The following is a 14,636-nucleotide window of genomic DNA, read 5'->3' as shown; positions in this document are numbered from 1 at the left end:
GCTGGAGAGGGCGGAGTAATAAAATAAAACAGTTACTACTAGCATGGGCAACCGGTAGTACCACTCTCGAAAGCCTAGTCCGAGAGCCCGCTTACTCCGTCGCCGTGACCGCCTCACCGACAGCGAGTTTCGGAATGGCATCGAGGATCTGGACTGCGGCGTTTCCGTCCCCGAACGGCGTCGTCCAGTCGCCGGCTTTACCACGCATTTGCGCTGCCGCCGCGACGATGCCGCTTGGCTCCCGACCGGCGACGCAGTTCGCACCGACAAACGCCGTCTCGGGCCGTTCAGTCCCATACCGGAGCGTTACACACGGCGTCCCGAGGATGCTCGTCTCCTCCTGAACCCCGCCGGAATCGGTGAACACTACGTCCGCCGTACTCTCCAGACGGAGGAAATCGAAGAATCCCAGCGGCTCGACGAGCCGGACCCGGTCCGGGACCGCGATACCGAACTCTTCGAGGCGGTCCTCCGCCCGAGGGTGTATCGGGTAGATGACCTCCCGGTCTGCTTGAGCGCTCGCCCGAGAGACGCCGCTGAGAATTCGCTCGAACGCGTCACGGTCGTCGACCGTCTCTGCGCGGTGGGCGGTTAGGAGGTCGAACTGCCCCTCGGTAACGCCGAGTTCGCCCAGAATCCGGCTTTCGCTCGCGGCTCTGTCGTCGTAGGTCTGGACCGCATCCACGACCGTGTTCCCGGTAACCGTGATGCGGTCCTCCGGAATACCCTCGTTCCGGAGTAGCGCCGCTGTCTCCTCGGTCGGTGGGAAGAGGTGGTCGGAGATGTGGTCGATGATGACCCGGTTGGTTTCCTCGGGCATGTCGTCGTCGAAGCTCCGAAGCCCGGCCTCAACGTGGGCCACATCCATGTCCATCTTGCTTCCAGCAAGTGCACCCGCGAGCGTCGAGTTCGTATCCCCCTGAACGAACACGACTGCCGGTTCGACGTCGTGGAGTTCCGCCTCGAGACCGGTAAGCATAGCTCCGGTCTGGGCTCCGTGGTCATCGGAGCCGACCTCAAGGTTTGTATCCGGCGGCGACAGCCCGAGCTGTCGGAAGAAGACCGCATCCAGCGAGTCTGAGTAATGCTGCCCGGTGTGGATTACGTGCGTGTCGATGCCGCGCCGGTGACACTCCTGGATTACAGGTGCCAGCTTGATTATTTCTGGACGCGTTCCGAGAACAAAGCCGACGGTGCTTGCAGTCATTGTAGTCCCCGGTTTCGCAAATCGAGCAGCCGATACCGGTCGCATCCAATCGATTCCATACCGGTTCCGTAAGCGACCAACAGAATTGTTATAAACTTCCTACACCGCCGGTTTCGCGCGTCATTGTATTGCCTGTCGGAGACGTGCCCGGCTCAGATTGTTTGGACATCGAATCCGTAGTCGGCCCACCGTTTCGCGTCGATAACGTCGACCGGGTCAACCACGGTCTGTCCAGACATCTTCGAACCGATAGCCTCCGGGTCAAGGTCGGCGAATTCATCGTGTGCCGCTCCGAATATCACCGCATGAGCGCCGTCGACTGCCGCTTCGAGCGAAACGAGTTGCAGCCTCGAATCCGTTGCTCGTGGGTCATGGATAGTAACCGAACTCTCGCCCCACCCGCCGTCCATGGCCGTGCGCTCCTCTGTCGTGACGTCTCCAAGCAGGTTAGCGATTTTCAGACCGGGGCTGTTCCGGGTGTCGCTGACGTTCCCCTTGTACGTAATTCCGAGGACGGCCACGGTCTTGCCATGTAGTGTGCTGATGGCGTCCTCAAGCATCCTGACGAGGTGTTCCGGCATGCGGTCGTTGACCTGGCTTGCCACGTCGAGTAGTTCTGTCGCACCTGTCCCGTCGCTCAGGAAGTGCGGATCGACGGGGAGACAGTGTCCGCCGACGCCGGGTCCCGGGTCCAGAATATCGACCCGTGGATGGTTGGTCGCGAGATCGATAGCTGACCGTACATCGACGCCGTAGTTCTCGGCCAGTAGTGCAAGCGTGTTCGCGTACGCGATGCTGACGTTCCGCTTCGCGTTCTGTGCGAGTTTCACGAATTCGGCGGTCGTCGGGTCAGCGGCGACGTGGATCTCCCCGCTGGTAAGCGGCTCGTAGAGGGTCTCGATGGCACTGACAGACGCCTCGTCGACGCCGCCAACGATTCGGTCGTTCGTCCGGAGTTCGCTGAGCGTATTCCCAGGCATCACCGTTTCCGGTGTGTATCCTAACTCCACGTCGTCTCCGACATCGAGCCCTCCTCGAGAGAGAATCGGAGCAAGGACGCCGGTAGTCGTTCCTGGCGGGACTGTCGATTCAAGAACCACGGTGTCGCCTGGCCTAAGCACGCCCGCCACATTCCGCCCGGCGTCTTTCACGTAGGAGAGGTCCGCTTCGCCGTTCATCTCGTCGTACGGCGTCGGCACACAGATTAGGTGTACATCGGCCGGTTGCGGCTGGCGACTCAGTGCCAAGTTCCCCTCAAGTGCGTCCTGCACGTACGTTTCGAAGTCCGGTTCACTGACTGCCGGTTCGCCCTCGCTGAGACGCTCAAGCACGTCTTCATCGACATCGAAACCGATGACCTCGGTGCCGTTGTTCGCGAAATGTGCCGCCGTCGCGAGCCCGATGTATCCGAGGCCGTGGACGCAGACAGTCACGTTTCCGAGGCCTCCTGTGGTTCCCCGAGTGATTCACCGCGCTGCCCTCGTTCCAGACAGTCGGGTTTGGGTTCGTGTCCCATTGGCCTACGAATGATATACGGTACTCTTTGTTATGCAGAAGTTGTGTGCAGTCAGCGACCACAGGGGTCCGGTAAACCCTGCCTGACGGACAGTGAGGCAAAGGGTAATAGCTGGCCTGCCCTCGCGTCACCGACTACTGGCGGTACAGTTCTAGAGAGTGGAGAATGATTCCAGTGAAGGAGGCGAGGATACCAGTGATGGTGAAGGTAGTGCTCGCCAGCGCGTGCCCAAGCGGGAAGGTCCCACTCTGGAGATAGTTGAACATGGTAAGGTACGTGAACACGAACCCGACGAGAACGAAGCAGACGCCGGGGACGCCGAGCAACATAATCGGGTGTTCCCGCTCAACTGTCCGGATAATGTTCCCGACGAGCGTGAGTCCGTGTTCGACCGGACCGAGGTTGTTGGACGCCTCCACGTCGTAATCTATCGTTGTCGGCACCTCCGCGATCTGATAACCGTTCGAGTGGGCGTGATACAGGATGTTCGTGCTCGCGCCCATCCGATCGCCGATTGAGCTGTCCGAAGCCAGCGAGCTTATAGCCGCCTGGCTGTACGCCCGGAAGCCGCTCTGTGTATCACGTATCCGATTGGTCGGCGTGAAGATTCCGAGGCTGAGGTTGGTCATGAAATTGACCGTAAACAGCCCGAATCGCCGGTACAGCGGCATCTCGGTCTCGGCGGATTCATCGAACCGGTTCCCGATGACGATCTCCGCGTCCGATTCCCGCTGTCGTTCGATCAATTCCGGGATGTCGCTCGGGTCGTGTTGGCCGTCGGCATCAAGGACAACCAGATAGTCGGTGTCGCTCCGGTCGGCCTGCTCGAAGATGCTCTTGAGCGCCCCGCCGTACCCAACGTTGTGCTCGTGTTCGTACACCGTCGCACCGGCCGTCTGCGCGGCCTCAACGGTTTCGTCAGTGCTCCCGTCATCAACTACCAGGACGGTATCGGCGAACTCTCTGGCCGACTCAACCACGCTTCCGATCGTTCCCGCTTCGTTGTACGCCGGGATTCCGACCATGACGGTCGGCTCCGGGTCAGTGACCGGTTCGACGCGGGCGTCGATAGTGAACTTCTCGGTACTGTTCAGCGCCTCGCGGCTCGCCGGGAGATTGACCGACCCTTTACCCCCGCCGTGGTACACGAGACCCGGATATCCCGCCTGCTTAGCGTACCGCCGCAGTCGCTCGCGGAGAGCATCGCTTTTGGGCTGGCTACCAGACGGGTCGACTACCTCTGCATCGAGCCAGCGGGCGAAAGCGAGCGCCTGCGGGTCAGCATCGACGGCCGCCGTAACGATTGCCTGGTGTGCACGCGAGTGTATGCGGAGGATTTCGGCCGCTATCCACTCGGCGTTTGAATCGGTCGCGACCAGTCCCACTGCGGGCAAGTTCTTCGAAACCTCGCGGATACCGTCGTTCGTGGGCGATTGCTGGACTCTGTCAGACATTTCAGCCCCACTCCCGAACCGCTCTCGATGGCGGGCGCTCGGTGTGGTCGTCCACGAGCTCCGGTACGCGTGTTGGCATCATTGTGTCGGGTAGTGGACTCCGTTGTGCTCCGCTGTGTACGAGTTGACATATTGTTATTCCCAGCTTTCCGAAGGCAGCGCTATTCTACGCCATCCACAGTGAGCAGGTAACAAAGATTACTACCGCTCGGAGCAGGCTGGTGTATCCCCGAAGTAGCCACAACACGACTCAGACTGGTAAACAGCCCCTGGGACACGTTTCACCGTCCTGGACGACGGCCGTATGCGTACGAATAACTTAAACTATGAAAACCACGTCTCCGAACGATATGTCTACGGAAACTGTCAGCGGCCGCCGGGTGCTGGTCACCGGAGGCGGTGGATTCATCGGGAGCCATCTCGCGTCGGCACTGGCTGCGGACAACCATGTGCGAGTTCTCGACGACTTCTCGACGGGGCGGCGGGCGAACCTCCCCAACGACGTGACCGTCATCAAGGGCGACGTTCGGGACAGGGCGACGCTTGATACGGCGATGGAGGGCATCGACATCGTGTTCCACGAGGCGGCGATGGTCAGCGTCCCAGAGTCAATCGAGCAGCCGGTCGACTGCCACGAACTGAACGGTACGGCGACCGTCGACGTGTTCGACTGCGCTCGACGGCAGGACACGCGGGTGGTGTTCGCGTCCAGCGCAGCCGTGTACGGTACCCCCGACGACGTGCCCATCGGAGAAGACGCGCCGACTGAACCAAACAGCCCCTACGGCTTCGAGAAACATCTGGGGGAGCAGTACGTACGGTTTTACACCGAGCAATACGGTCTGCCGACGGTGCCGCTACGGTACTTCAACGTCTACGGTCCGCGCGGTCTCGACAGGGAGTACGCCGGCGTCATTGGCACGTTCGTCCGTCAGGCTCAGGCCGGCGAGCCGCTCACAGTCGAGGGCGACGGGACACAGACGAGGGACTTCGTCCACGTCGACGATGTCGTACGTGCGAATCTGCTCGCAGCTACGACGGACGCCGTCGGCCGACCGTTCAACGTCGGAACCGGACGGAGCGTCACGATAAACGAACTCGCCGAAACGGTCCGAGATGTCGTCGGTTCGGACATCGCGATCGAGCACGTCCCCGGTCGCGCGAACGATATCCAACAGAGCGAAGCGGACCTCGGTGACGCAGGCGAACTGCTCGGGTACGAACCGACGCTCTGCCTCCGCGAAGGTCTGGAAGCGACGCTCGACGCCGAACGGACGTGAGTCGCTTTTTTTTCGGTTGCACCTGTCTCGCAAGAGCGTCGCGAGAAACCCAGGCGCGCCCCGACCGTTCCCGAGTGCAATCCCTCGGTAGGAGTTCGCTTACGAGATCTTTCCGAGGAGAAGTGGTACCAGCGATGGAATAGCATCCAGCTAGCCACATATAAGACGAGCCCTAACACGCTCGCATATCCAAACCGGTCCTTCGATCCACGGGACACACTCACTGTTGTCCGAGAGATCCGATCGATTAGCCGGATATTGGCCTGTTTCGGAGCGAAACTCGGCCGAGAGACTGCGTTCCACAGATTTCGAGTCACAATAATCCTCACTGTAGAGTGGCTATCCCCACATATGTTTGTCTATCTTTAAAACATAGATTCAAGTACTGGCTAGAGACTACTAGCCGCTTATATACACATCCATATTCGAACGATATCAGCATATCCGGGGTATCGAACACTGTTATCCGCAGCCTCGCGTTCGATTACCCGAGATAGAAGGCTCGATGGCAGCAGAAGAGGTGCGGGAAACAGTGGAACTCGCGTCTGAGCCAGACTTTTATTCATCCCCATGGAAGCGGTCGTATGATTTGCAACCGGGCCGCACTGGCTGCCAGCGATGCACACGAGATCGCACTCGATTGTATCGAAGCCGCCGTGGATGCAGCCGCGCCTGCGGCCGCCACTAAATCGGCCGTCGGCCGCGATAGCCAGACACTGACAGTCGGCGGGACGACCTATGATCTTGACGAGTACAACGAGGTCGCCGTCGTCGGCGGCGGGAAAGCCGCGGGTGGTGTGACACGGGCGCTCGAATCCATTCTCGGAGACACCCTCAGCGGCGGCCACGTGGTTGTTTCGCAGGCTATCGACACCGAAACCGTCCGGAGTTCTGTCGGGGACCACCCATTACCGTCGGACCGTAACGTTGCGGCGACGACTGAAATGTTAAAAAAAGTTGACGAAACCGATGAGGACACGCTCGTCCTGTTGGTTTTGACTGGTGGAGCCAGTGCGCTGCTATCGGCTCCGGCCGGGGACCTGACACTGGACGACCTCCAGACAACGACCGACAGACTTCTCAGCGGCGGCGTCCCGATAGCGGAGATCAACGCGGTCCGGAAGCACCTCTCAGACCTGAAAGGTGGGCAGATAGCACGGCGCGCGACTCCTGCCACCGTCGCCGGAGTACTGATCAGCGACGTTGTGGGAAACGACCTCTCAACCATCGGTAGCGGTCCGTCAGTGCCGGACGAAACCACGTACGGAGACGCGCTTGATGTGTTCGAACGATACGACCTTACGCCGCCGCCAGCCGTTCACGACCATCTCGAAGCGGGGCAAGATGATCGACTATCGGAGACACCGTTTCCCGATGATTCGGTCTTTGACCGTGTTACGAACCACCTCATCGGGGACAACGCAACCGCGCTTGACGCCGCCGCTGCTGTCGCACGGGAGGCCGGCTACGAAGCGCTCGTACTCACGTCTCGGCTGCGCGGCGAAGCCCGCGAGGTAGCGAAACCACTCGTCGCTATCGCCGAGGAGGCTAGAGCGACGGGAACGCCAGTCGAACCGCCAGCCGTGCTCCTTGCCGGTGGCGAGTCGACCGTCACCGTAACCGAGGATGGCGGCCAGGGCGGCCCAAATCAGGAATTTGTTCTCTCCGGCGCACTGGCCCACGACGGCGACGCAGTCATCGCTGCCGTCGACACTGACGGGGAAGACGGGAGCTCCGACGCAGCTGGGGCTATCGCTGATGCGAGCATCATCGATGACCGCAAACAAGCCCGCGATGCGCTGCTTGCAAACGATGCCGGCTCGTACCTCTCTGAAATCGGGGCGACAGTCGAAACCGGACCGACCGGAACGAACGTCAACGACCTGGTCATACTCGTTATTCCAGACCCAAACGAGTAATCCCGGCTACCGATACACGGTGGCTATTCTCGGGTGGTACTATCGGACTGCCGAATCACGATCGAGGTGGCAGCCACCGTTCGATCCGTGGATCACGTTTATCAACGGACAGGCTGATATGTCGCGCATGAACGCATCCGATCAACAGATCGCCGCGGACGCCCTTTCTGTCCCAGAAGAGACAATCATCAATGCCTGTGGCGACCCTCCACTCCCAGAACTCGGCGTCATCGAACAGAACTGGGAGACGGACCCGATTGCACCCGATGCCGTCGCAACACACGCAGCCCGTGCGGTCGAATCACTGTCATTTGCCGACGTGCCTGCGGGCGGCGAGGTCGCGCTCGGAGTCGGAAGTCGCGGTATCGCCAACTTGCCCACTATCGTCGCCGGCGTCGTGGAAGCAGTGTCTGACGCCGGCTACGAGCCGTTCGTCTTCCCGGCGATGGGAAGCCACGGTGGCGCTACCGGCGAGGGCCAGCGAACGATGCTGAACGAACTGGGCGTGACTGAGCCGGCAATCGGCTGCGAAATCCGGTCGACGATGGACGTGGTCGAGGTCGGACGAACACCCGACCGGGACGTGCCGGTCGTCGCCGACGACACCGCTGTGGCGGCAGATGCAATCATCCCCATCAACCGCGTCAAGCCACACACAGACTTCGACGGACCCGTCGAAAGCGGGCTCTCGAAGATGCTCGTCATCGGCATGGGCAAGCAACGCGGCGCACAGATCGCCCACAAGTGGGCCGTCGACTGGTCGTTCCGACGGATGATTCCAGAGATCACTGGCCAGTTGCTCGACGAATTGCCCATCGTCGGCGGCGTCGCAATCGTCGAGGACCAACACGATGAAACGACGCTGATAGAGGGCGTACCGCCGAGTGGCTTCCTTGATCGTGAAGAGGAGCTGTTAGAGACCGCCTACGAACTGATGCCCAAGCTCCCGTTCGACGATCTCGTGATATTCGACCGTCAGGGCAAGGAGATAAGCGGTCAGGGACTCGATACCAACGTTATCGGTCGCCGACCATTCTCGATAAACGAGCTGGCTCCCGAGACGCCGGCCATCAAGCGCATCTTCACACGCGGGCTGACGGAGAAGACCCACGGAAACGCGATGGGCGTCGGCTCTGCGGATGTCGTCCACAAAGATGTCGTCGCAGAACTTGACGCGCAAACGTCGCTTATCAATGCGCTCACCGCGAGCACGATTCGCGGAGTGAAACTGCCGCCAGTGGTCGAAACCGACCGTGCCGGCATCGTCGCCGCGCTGTCGACCATAGGGGTCGTCGATACCGACACTGTTCGCATGCTCCGTGCAGCCGACACGATGCATCTCCACCAACTCTACGCGTCGCCGGCGCTGGTCGAGGCCGCACGCGAACGCGACGACCTCCGTGTGGTCGAAGAGCCGTCGCCGATCGAGTTTGATAACGGACAGCTCGTCGCACCGACGCTCCGCGAGTAGCTGTCAATACCGGAGCTATACTGCAGAGCGCGGACCTGACAAGCCATAGTGCGTCGTCGCGACACTCACGCGGTGTTTCAGACCGCGAAGTCTAAGCGACACACACCCGACACACGGAAGCATATAAAGACCGATAAATAACGGGCGTACATGCGTTAGGTATCGTGGTGACCGAGCGCACGCAAATCGCAGGCCGAAGCGGTCGTTACGTCGCCAGTAGCTCGATTGGATGACGGGGCTGTCGTTCCAGCAGGGCGTCGATCTGTTCAAGACAGGAAGTGCCGCTGGCGACGACGGGGCGGTCCTGTACACCGTCGTCTCGCAGTTGTGTCCGGAGCCGGTCGCCGACATCCATGCTCAGTTCGTAGTAGTCGGACTTGTACCCGAAGCTCCCGGCCATGCCGCAACACTCCACGTCGGACGTGACCACGTCGTAGCCACAGTCTTCGAGGACAGCGACGGTATGGGCTTCGAGCCCGAGCGTCCGCTGCTGGCAGTGGCTGTGGTACGCGATTTCGGCACCCTCGACGGTCGTGAGTGAATCGATGGACGCCCCGTTGTCGAGTAGCCCGAACACGTATTCGAACACCTCGTAGCTGTTCTCCGCGATGTCCGTGAACGCCGCCTCGTCGATGAGCCGCTCGTACTCGCGCGTGAACATCGCGTGGTCGCTCGGTTCGATAACGACCACATCGCGCCCGCCTTCAATGTGGGGGCCGAGCGTCTCCGTGACTCGTTCCGCATGGTCGGTCGCCGTCGCGATCATCCCCTGGGATAGCGGCGCGCGGCCGCTGGATGGTGCCGGTGGAACAACCACGTCGACACCCAGCGATTCGAGTACCTTCACAGCGGCTTTGCCGCGCTCGACCTGCACGTGGTTCGTGTACAGGTCCGGATACAGTACCGCTCGGCGTTCGGGTTCGGCTACCTGCGAGTCGCGGGAAGCGGCCCAGTCGACGAGCGTCTCCCGCTCGAATGTCGGGAGGTCCCGACGCGGGTCGATGCCCAGAATCTGGTCCATAGCTCGGCGGGAGAGCGTCGTCCCGGCGAGCCAGTTCGACACCGGTGCGGTGGCGCTGCCGAGTTTTGCGACGGTCTCGAAGTTGCCGAAGAAGCGCTTTTGCAGTGGCGCACCGTCGTCCTCCTCGTCGGGCGTGAGTCCGTCAACGAGCCACTCCCCGGGGGCGTCCTTGTCGCGGTTGATTCGGTCCCGGACGACGGTGTTGATCCAGGGGATGTCGATACCGACCGGGCAGGCGTTCACACACCGCGTACACCCAGTACAGAGGTCGTTGAACTCCTCAGCCACGTCCAGTCCCTCGATGCCGGCTTCCCACCCGGTTGCAATGCCACCTGAATACGTTTCGCCGCCGAAGGCGTGGCCGCCGACGCTCTGGAAGTTTGCACACGAGTTCGAACAGGCGGAACACCGGATGCAGTACAGCGTCTCCCGGAGGTGATCGTCGTCCCGCATTTCCAGTCGCCCGTTGTCGATGAGTACGAGGTGGAAATCGCGGTCGGATTCGAACGCCGACAGCGGCGTTTCGTCGTCGGTGAAATCGACGACCGGCGTGTCCACTGGTGGAGTCAGCAGCGAGACGTACGACGTGATGTCCTGACCGGTGCCCGACCGACCGATGAGTTCGATGAACGGGTGGAGGTCTCCAACCGTCGGGATAACTTTCTCGACGCCAGCGACTGCGACGTGCGTGTCCGTCGCGGCCACCGTCTTGCGGGCATTCCCCTCGCTAGTGACCAGCGCCATCGTCCCGGTATCAGCCGTAATGAAGTTCGCACCGGTAATGCCGACTTCCGCGTCGATGATCTGCTCGCCCAGCTTTTTCCGGGCGAAGCGGGTCAATTCCTCGGCAGTCTCCAGCGGTTCCTCGGGGTCGAATCGCTCGTTGAACAGCTCCGCGATACTCTCGCGTGACTTGTGGATCGCCGGGGCGACGATGTGGGAGGGGGCTTCGTCAGCGACCTGCAACACCCACTCGCCCAGGTCCGTCTCGACCACGTCCACGCCGTCAGCTTCGAGCGCGTCGTTGACCTCGATCTCCTCGCTGGTCATCGACTTGCTCTTGACGACCCGGTCAGCCGCTCGCTCGTCGACGACGTTGCGGATGTAGTCGTTCGCGTCGGCGGCGTCGTCGGCGATGTACACCGTTCCACCGTTCGCTTCGACTGTTTCCGTCAGCTGATCGAGAAGATCTGGAAGTTCCTCGATGGCGTCCTCCTTGATACTCCGGGCCGCTTGCTTGAGTTCCTCGTAGTCTTTCAGGTCCGCGACAGAGTCGTAGCGCCCGGCGTTGAACCCCTGCGTGTTCTCCGCGACTGCCGCACCCTCGGTCCGCATCAGCTCGCGGATTTCGTCGGCGGTTGCCATCGTCACACACCCTCCTCTACGATGATGACGTGGACCTCTCTGGGTCCGTGTGCGCCCTTGACGAGTGCGCCCATATCGGCTGTGGCACTCGGTCCTGTGGCGATAATCGCACTCCCACCGGTTTCGTTGAACCGTTCGTCCACTTCTGCCACTGCCGCGTCCATATCGGGCTGGATGTCTTCCTCGTGAAGAATGGCGACATGACGCTCGACAAACAGGCTCACGAGTTCGCTGGCCGCTTCAGTCATCGAGAGGACGAGCGAACCGTAGTCGCCGATACCGAGTTCAGCACCGGTTACGCCAGTGGTCGCCTCGCGAAGCGCGACCGGGGTGGGGTCGACCGTGACAGGCGTCTCCGTGAGCGAAAACGCCTCGTCCCCGACCGTTTCGTCGAGCGCGATCCCGACTGCAGGCTCCGTGACTGCCTCCGTAACAGCAGCTTCGAGTTCGGACTCGGCAGTGCTGGAAACTGTCACACCCAATGCTTCGAGAGCGCCCTCGAACGACGCGCGTTTGCTTTCCATCTATACGCGAACCGAAAACCTACATCATCATTTAGTTTTTGTCTGAAACGGACGTAAGTCCGACAAATCTGGTGGACTGTCGCGTACACCCAGCTATTCTGGTATCGTTTTACTAGATTAGCAGACAGTTACTGCACTTACTTATACTGCCACTTACACGGTGTGACAGATTAGTAGAGTGATACTGAAGATGGTCTTAACAGGGGTGGCGTCGATAAACTTGACACCTATCACTAGCAATGGATATAGATCCGTCACTCAATATATCCAAACATCGTTACTCTCCGACGATATCGCTCATGAATAGAGGTATCTATCGTAGATACAATATCATATAGCGCGTCAGACGCGGTATAGCAGCTTCACCGGTGAGCGGTTGTTATCAGATCGGGCAATACCCGGGAGGCAAGGGGTTTTGTGGGTTCTCCGAGAAACGCCGACAACGGACCGATGGACGACCAACCCGGTACACCTCAAGATTCGGAGATTGTGACATTACTCGAACAAGGAGAGGAAGCTGACGCACTGACAGCACTTGAGCGGCTTTCGACGGCCGGAGCGGCTGACCAACAGGCGTGCTTGCGGTCACTCAAAGCGGCCGCCGACGACCAGCCGGAACTGTTCGACGGCGTACTGACGTCGCTCACCGAGTTTTTGCAGAACAGCGAGCGACCAACACGGCTCACGACAGCGAAATTGTTCGTCACGGTCAGCAAAAGCACGCCGGACAGCGTGGTTCCGGTTGTCCCGACGCTTGCCGAACGACTGTCGGATGAGTCGGAGTTCTACTACGTTCGCGCTCGGTGTGCAGAGGCGCTGGGCTACGTCGCCGTCGACCATCCCGATGCCGTCGTCTCGCCTGAGGTCGTGGCAGATCTGCGCATCGGCCTGGAGTTCGACAAACCAGAAGTAACGGAGAAATTGGCGAAGGCTCTGGCCCACGTCGCCCTGGGTAGTCCCGACAGGCTCCGCTATCAGGTCGACTCGCTCGCCGAGCATCTTCAAGCGGACAGTGAACTGGTTCGATATCACCTGAGCACTGCGCTCGTCGTTATCGGCTCTGCGTGTCCCGAACGGCTTACAGACGCCAGGGAAGCGCTCGTCTCGTGTCTCGAAGACGAAAGCAGATACGTCCGTGGGCGAGCGGCCGAAGCGCTGGGGTTGCTTGCCGGCACTGATAGCATGGAAGCGTTCCCGCAAGCACACCTCGAAAGGCTCGCCATGGACGAGGAGTTTGTTGCAGAGCGAGCCCAGTTCGCTCTCTCCCAGTATCGCGGGGCGGAACCTGCTGAGGGCTTCGCGGGAATAGCCGCGAGAGATGCAATCCGCACGCAGACAGCCGACATCGTCTCGGAAATCCGGACGCCGGAGGGCGATGGCTGGTGTCCACACTGCGGGCTTTCGCTCCCCGAATCCGGCCCCCCGCTGTGCCCGGGCTGTGGCACCCCATTGTGAGGAGACGGTCGGTTTTCCTGCAGTTCACGCAGAAATCGCATGTCGCAGTCTCTGGCAGGGCCACGGTTGCAGTAGGTTATCTGGTGCTGCGTCGTCTCGTAGCGGTACACATCAGATATATCTACTTCTGTAGGAAGTCGGACGTTGCGTGTGAGACATACAGATTTGGATGGGATAGATGTATATCTAGCAATTCTATACACAATTTCGAGATTTATGGTTTGAAGCATATCAATTATACAGTTATATTAGCGGTGGGCGTGAGTTGGAGACCAATAGCCGCTGTGTATCCCCACAACACCTTGCCATTCAAACCGGCTGTATGTTCTGCTATAGAGAACAGCACGCGATTGACAGCAGTAGCACTCACACGGTGGTGGTTGATCTCACAGTCAGTGCAAGGGAAAATAAAGTAAGCCACGACCCCTTGGCGCGATTGCGTCTGATGCCGAGGTGACCGCGAACGACCCTTTCAACGCATGAAAATCAGGTGTCGCCGGTAGCGGTGTGTAGCAGTGAGGTCGTTTGTCCACTTCGATGGCAGCCACAGATAGAATAACAGTGGTACGTCTGTTATTCCAGAATCTCTTAATTCGATGTAAGGGCCACCTGAATAGATTTTGTCGTGCTGAGGACTTGCCCGGTGATATCTTCCCTGAGGTATCGGCCGTTCAGGCGTTCAACAGGGCCAGCGATCCCCAGCGCAGCGACTCGATTGCCACTGACATCAGGGAGCGGGGCGGCAACACCGATGATCCCTTCGTACTGTTCTCCTCTGCAGAACGCTATGCCGTCGTCGCGGATTCGGCGCAGTTCCTCGGCGAGTTCGTCCTGATCTACGATGGTGGCGTCGGTCGGCGCAATAAGCTCCGTTTCATCGAGAATCGATTCGACGCGGTCACTCGGAAGCGACGCCAGCAATGCCTTTCCCATGGCGTTGACGTGGAGTGGCAACCGTTCGCCCGCGTGAAACGGGACTGACCAGCCGTCCTCAGGTTCGGAGATCGACACCGGGACACCGGACGTTTCTTCAAGGACAAATAGCGTCGTTGTCTCCCCTGTCGCCGTCGCGAGGTTGTCCAGTTGCTGCTCCGCTGCCTGATAGAAACTGAGCCCGTCACGCGTTCGTTCACCGAGGGCCAGCGGGCGGAGCGATGCCTCATACTTCTCTGCACGCTTGACCACATATCCAGCCGCACGCAACGTCGAGAGATGGTTGTGAGCGACGCTTTTGGATACCCCAACGGTATTGGCAATATCTGTCACGCCGATGGGTCCCGTCGCGTCGACAAGCGCTTCGAGGATAGCAACGGACGTTTGGGTTGCTTCGACCGCATACTGTGGTTCGTCAGTCATTGGGTATCATTTCAACTCGCGCTGTAAAAAGTCTGTTCACTAGAGCAGAACAGTCGTGGCCTTGTGAG

At 60.1% G+C, this 14,636-nt stretch carries 10 protein-coding genes; 4 read left to right on the top strand and 6 right to left on the bottom strand.

What is annotated here, in order from left to right; all coding sequences use genetic code 11:
• Positions 1-91: 91 nt before the first annotated feature.
• From wecB to IEY38_RS13340, 3 genes are all read right to left on the bottom strand, one after another.
• A complete protein-coding gene (wecB, locus tag IEY38_RS13350; RefSeq protein WP_188978533.1) occupies positions 92-1,207 on the bottom strand; it encodes a non-hydrolyzing UDP-N-acetylglucosamine 2-epimerase in 1,116 nt (371 codons plus the stop codon).
• A 152-nt stretch (positions 1,208-1,359) separates the two neighbouring features.
• Entirely contained in the window at positions 1,360-2,640 is a 1,281-nt protein-coding gene (locus tag IEY38_RS13345; protein WP_188978531.1) for a nucleotide sugar dehydrogenase, read from the bottom strand.
• A gap of 217 nt (positions 2,641-2,857) precedes the next feature.
• On the bottom strand, positions 2,858-4,177 hold the full coding sequence (locus tag IEY38_RS13340; protein ID WP_188978529.1) for a glycosyltransferase family 2 protein: 1,320 nt from the start codon (positions 4,175-4,177) through the stop codon (positions 2,858-2,860).
• 350 nt (positions 4,178-4,527) lie between these two features.
• Here IEY38_RS13340 and IEY38_RS13335 point away from each other — a divergent pair, with 350 nt between their 5' ends.
• The 3 genes from IEY38_RS13335 to IEY38_RS13325 all read left to right on the top strand — a co-directional run bounded on the left by IEY38_RS13335 (position 4,528) and on the right by IEY38_RS13325 (position 8,847).
• Entirely contained in the window at positions 4,528-5,457 is a 930-nt protein-coding gene (locus IEY38_RS13335) for an NAD-dependent epimerase/dehydratase family protein (RefSeq protein ID WP_188978527.1), read from the top strand.
• Positions 5,458-6,041: 584 nt separating this feature from the next.
• Positions 6,042-7,376, top strand: coding sequence for a glycerate kinase type-2 family protein (locus IEY38_RS13330; RefSeq protein ID WP_188978525.1), 1,335 nt, complete (start codon positions 6,042-6,044; stop codon positions 7,374-7,376).
• Positions 7,377-7,503: 127 nt separating this feature from the next.
• The gene (locus IEY38_RS13325) at positions 7,504-8,847 is read left to right on the top strand and encodes a nickel pincer cofactor-dependent isomerase, group 22 (RefSeq protein ID WP_188978523.1); all 1,344 of its coding nucleotides are present in this window, start codon (positions 7,504-7,506) and stop codon (positions 8,845-8,847) included.
• Positions 8,848-9,052: 205 nt separating this feature from the next.
• On the opposite strand, the gene IEY38_RS13320 is transcribed toward IEY38_RS13325, so the two are convergent.
• Both IEY38_RS13320 and IEY38_RS13315 read right to left on the bottom strand, forming a co-directional pair.
• Positions 9,053-11,233 (bottom strand): LUD domain-containing protein, encoded by a 2,181-nt coding sequence (locus IEY38_RS13320; protein ID WP_188978521.1) that lies wholly within the window; start codon positions 11,231-11,233, stop codon positions 9,053-9,055.
• 2 nt (positions 11,234-11,235) lie between these two features.
• Complete coding sequence (locus tag IEY38_RS13315; RefSeq protein WP_188978519.1) at positions 11,236-11,757, bottom strand: LUD domain-containing protein; 522 nt, start codon at positions 11,755-11,757, stop codon at positions 11,236-11,238.
• A gap of 450 nt (positions 11,758-12,207) precedes the next feature.
• On the opposite strand from IEY38_RS13315, the gene IEY38_RS13310 reads away from it, so the two are divergent.
• On the top strand, positions 12,208-13,212 hold the full coding sequence (locus IEY38_RS13310; protein WP_188978517.1) for a HEAT repeat domain-containing protein: 1,005 nt from the start codon (positions 12,208-12,210) through the stop codon (positions 13,210-13,212).
• Between the two features lie 588 nt (positions 13,213-13,800).
• Here the strand turns inward: IEY38_RS13310 and IEY38_RS13305 are convergent.
• Positions 13,801-14,568, bottom strand: coding sequence for an IclR family transcriptional regulator (locus IEY38_RS13305; protein ID WP_188978515.1), 768 nt, complete (start codon positions 14,566-14,568; stop codon positions 13,801-13,803).
• Positions 14,569-14,636: the final 68 nt, after the last annotated feature.

Source organism: Haloarcula sebkhae (assembly GCF_014647415.1).
GTDB lineage: Archaea > Halobacteriota > Halobacteria > Halobacteriales > Haloarculaceae > Haloarcula > Haloarcula sebkhae.
This window is presented reverse-complemented; position numbering and strand designations above follow the sequence as displayed.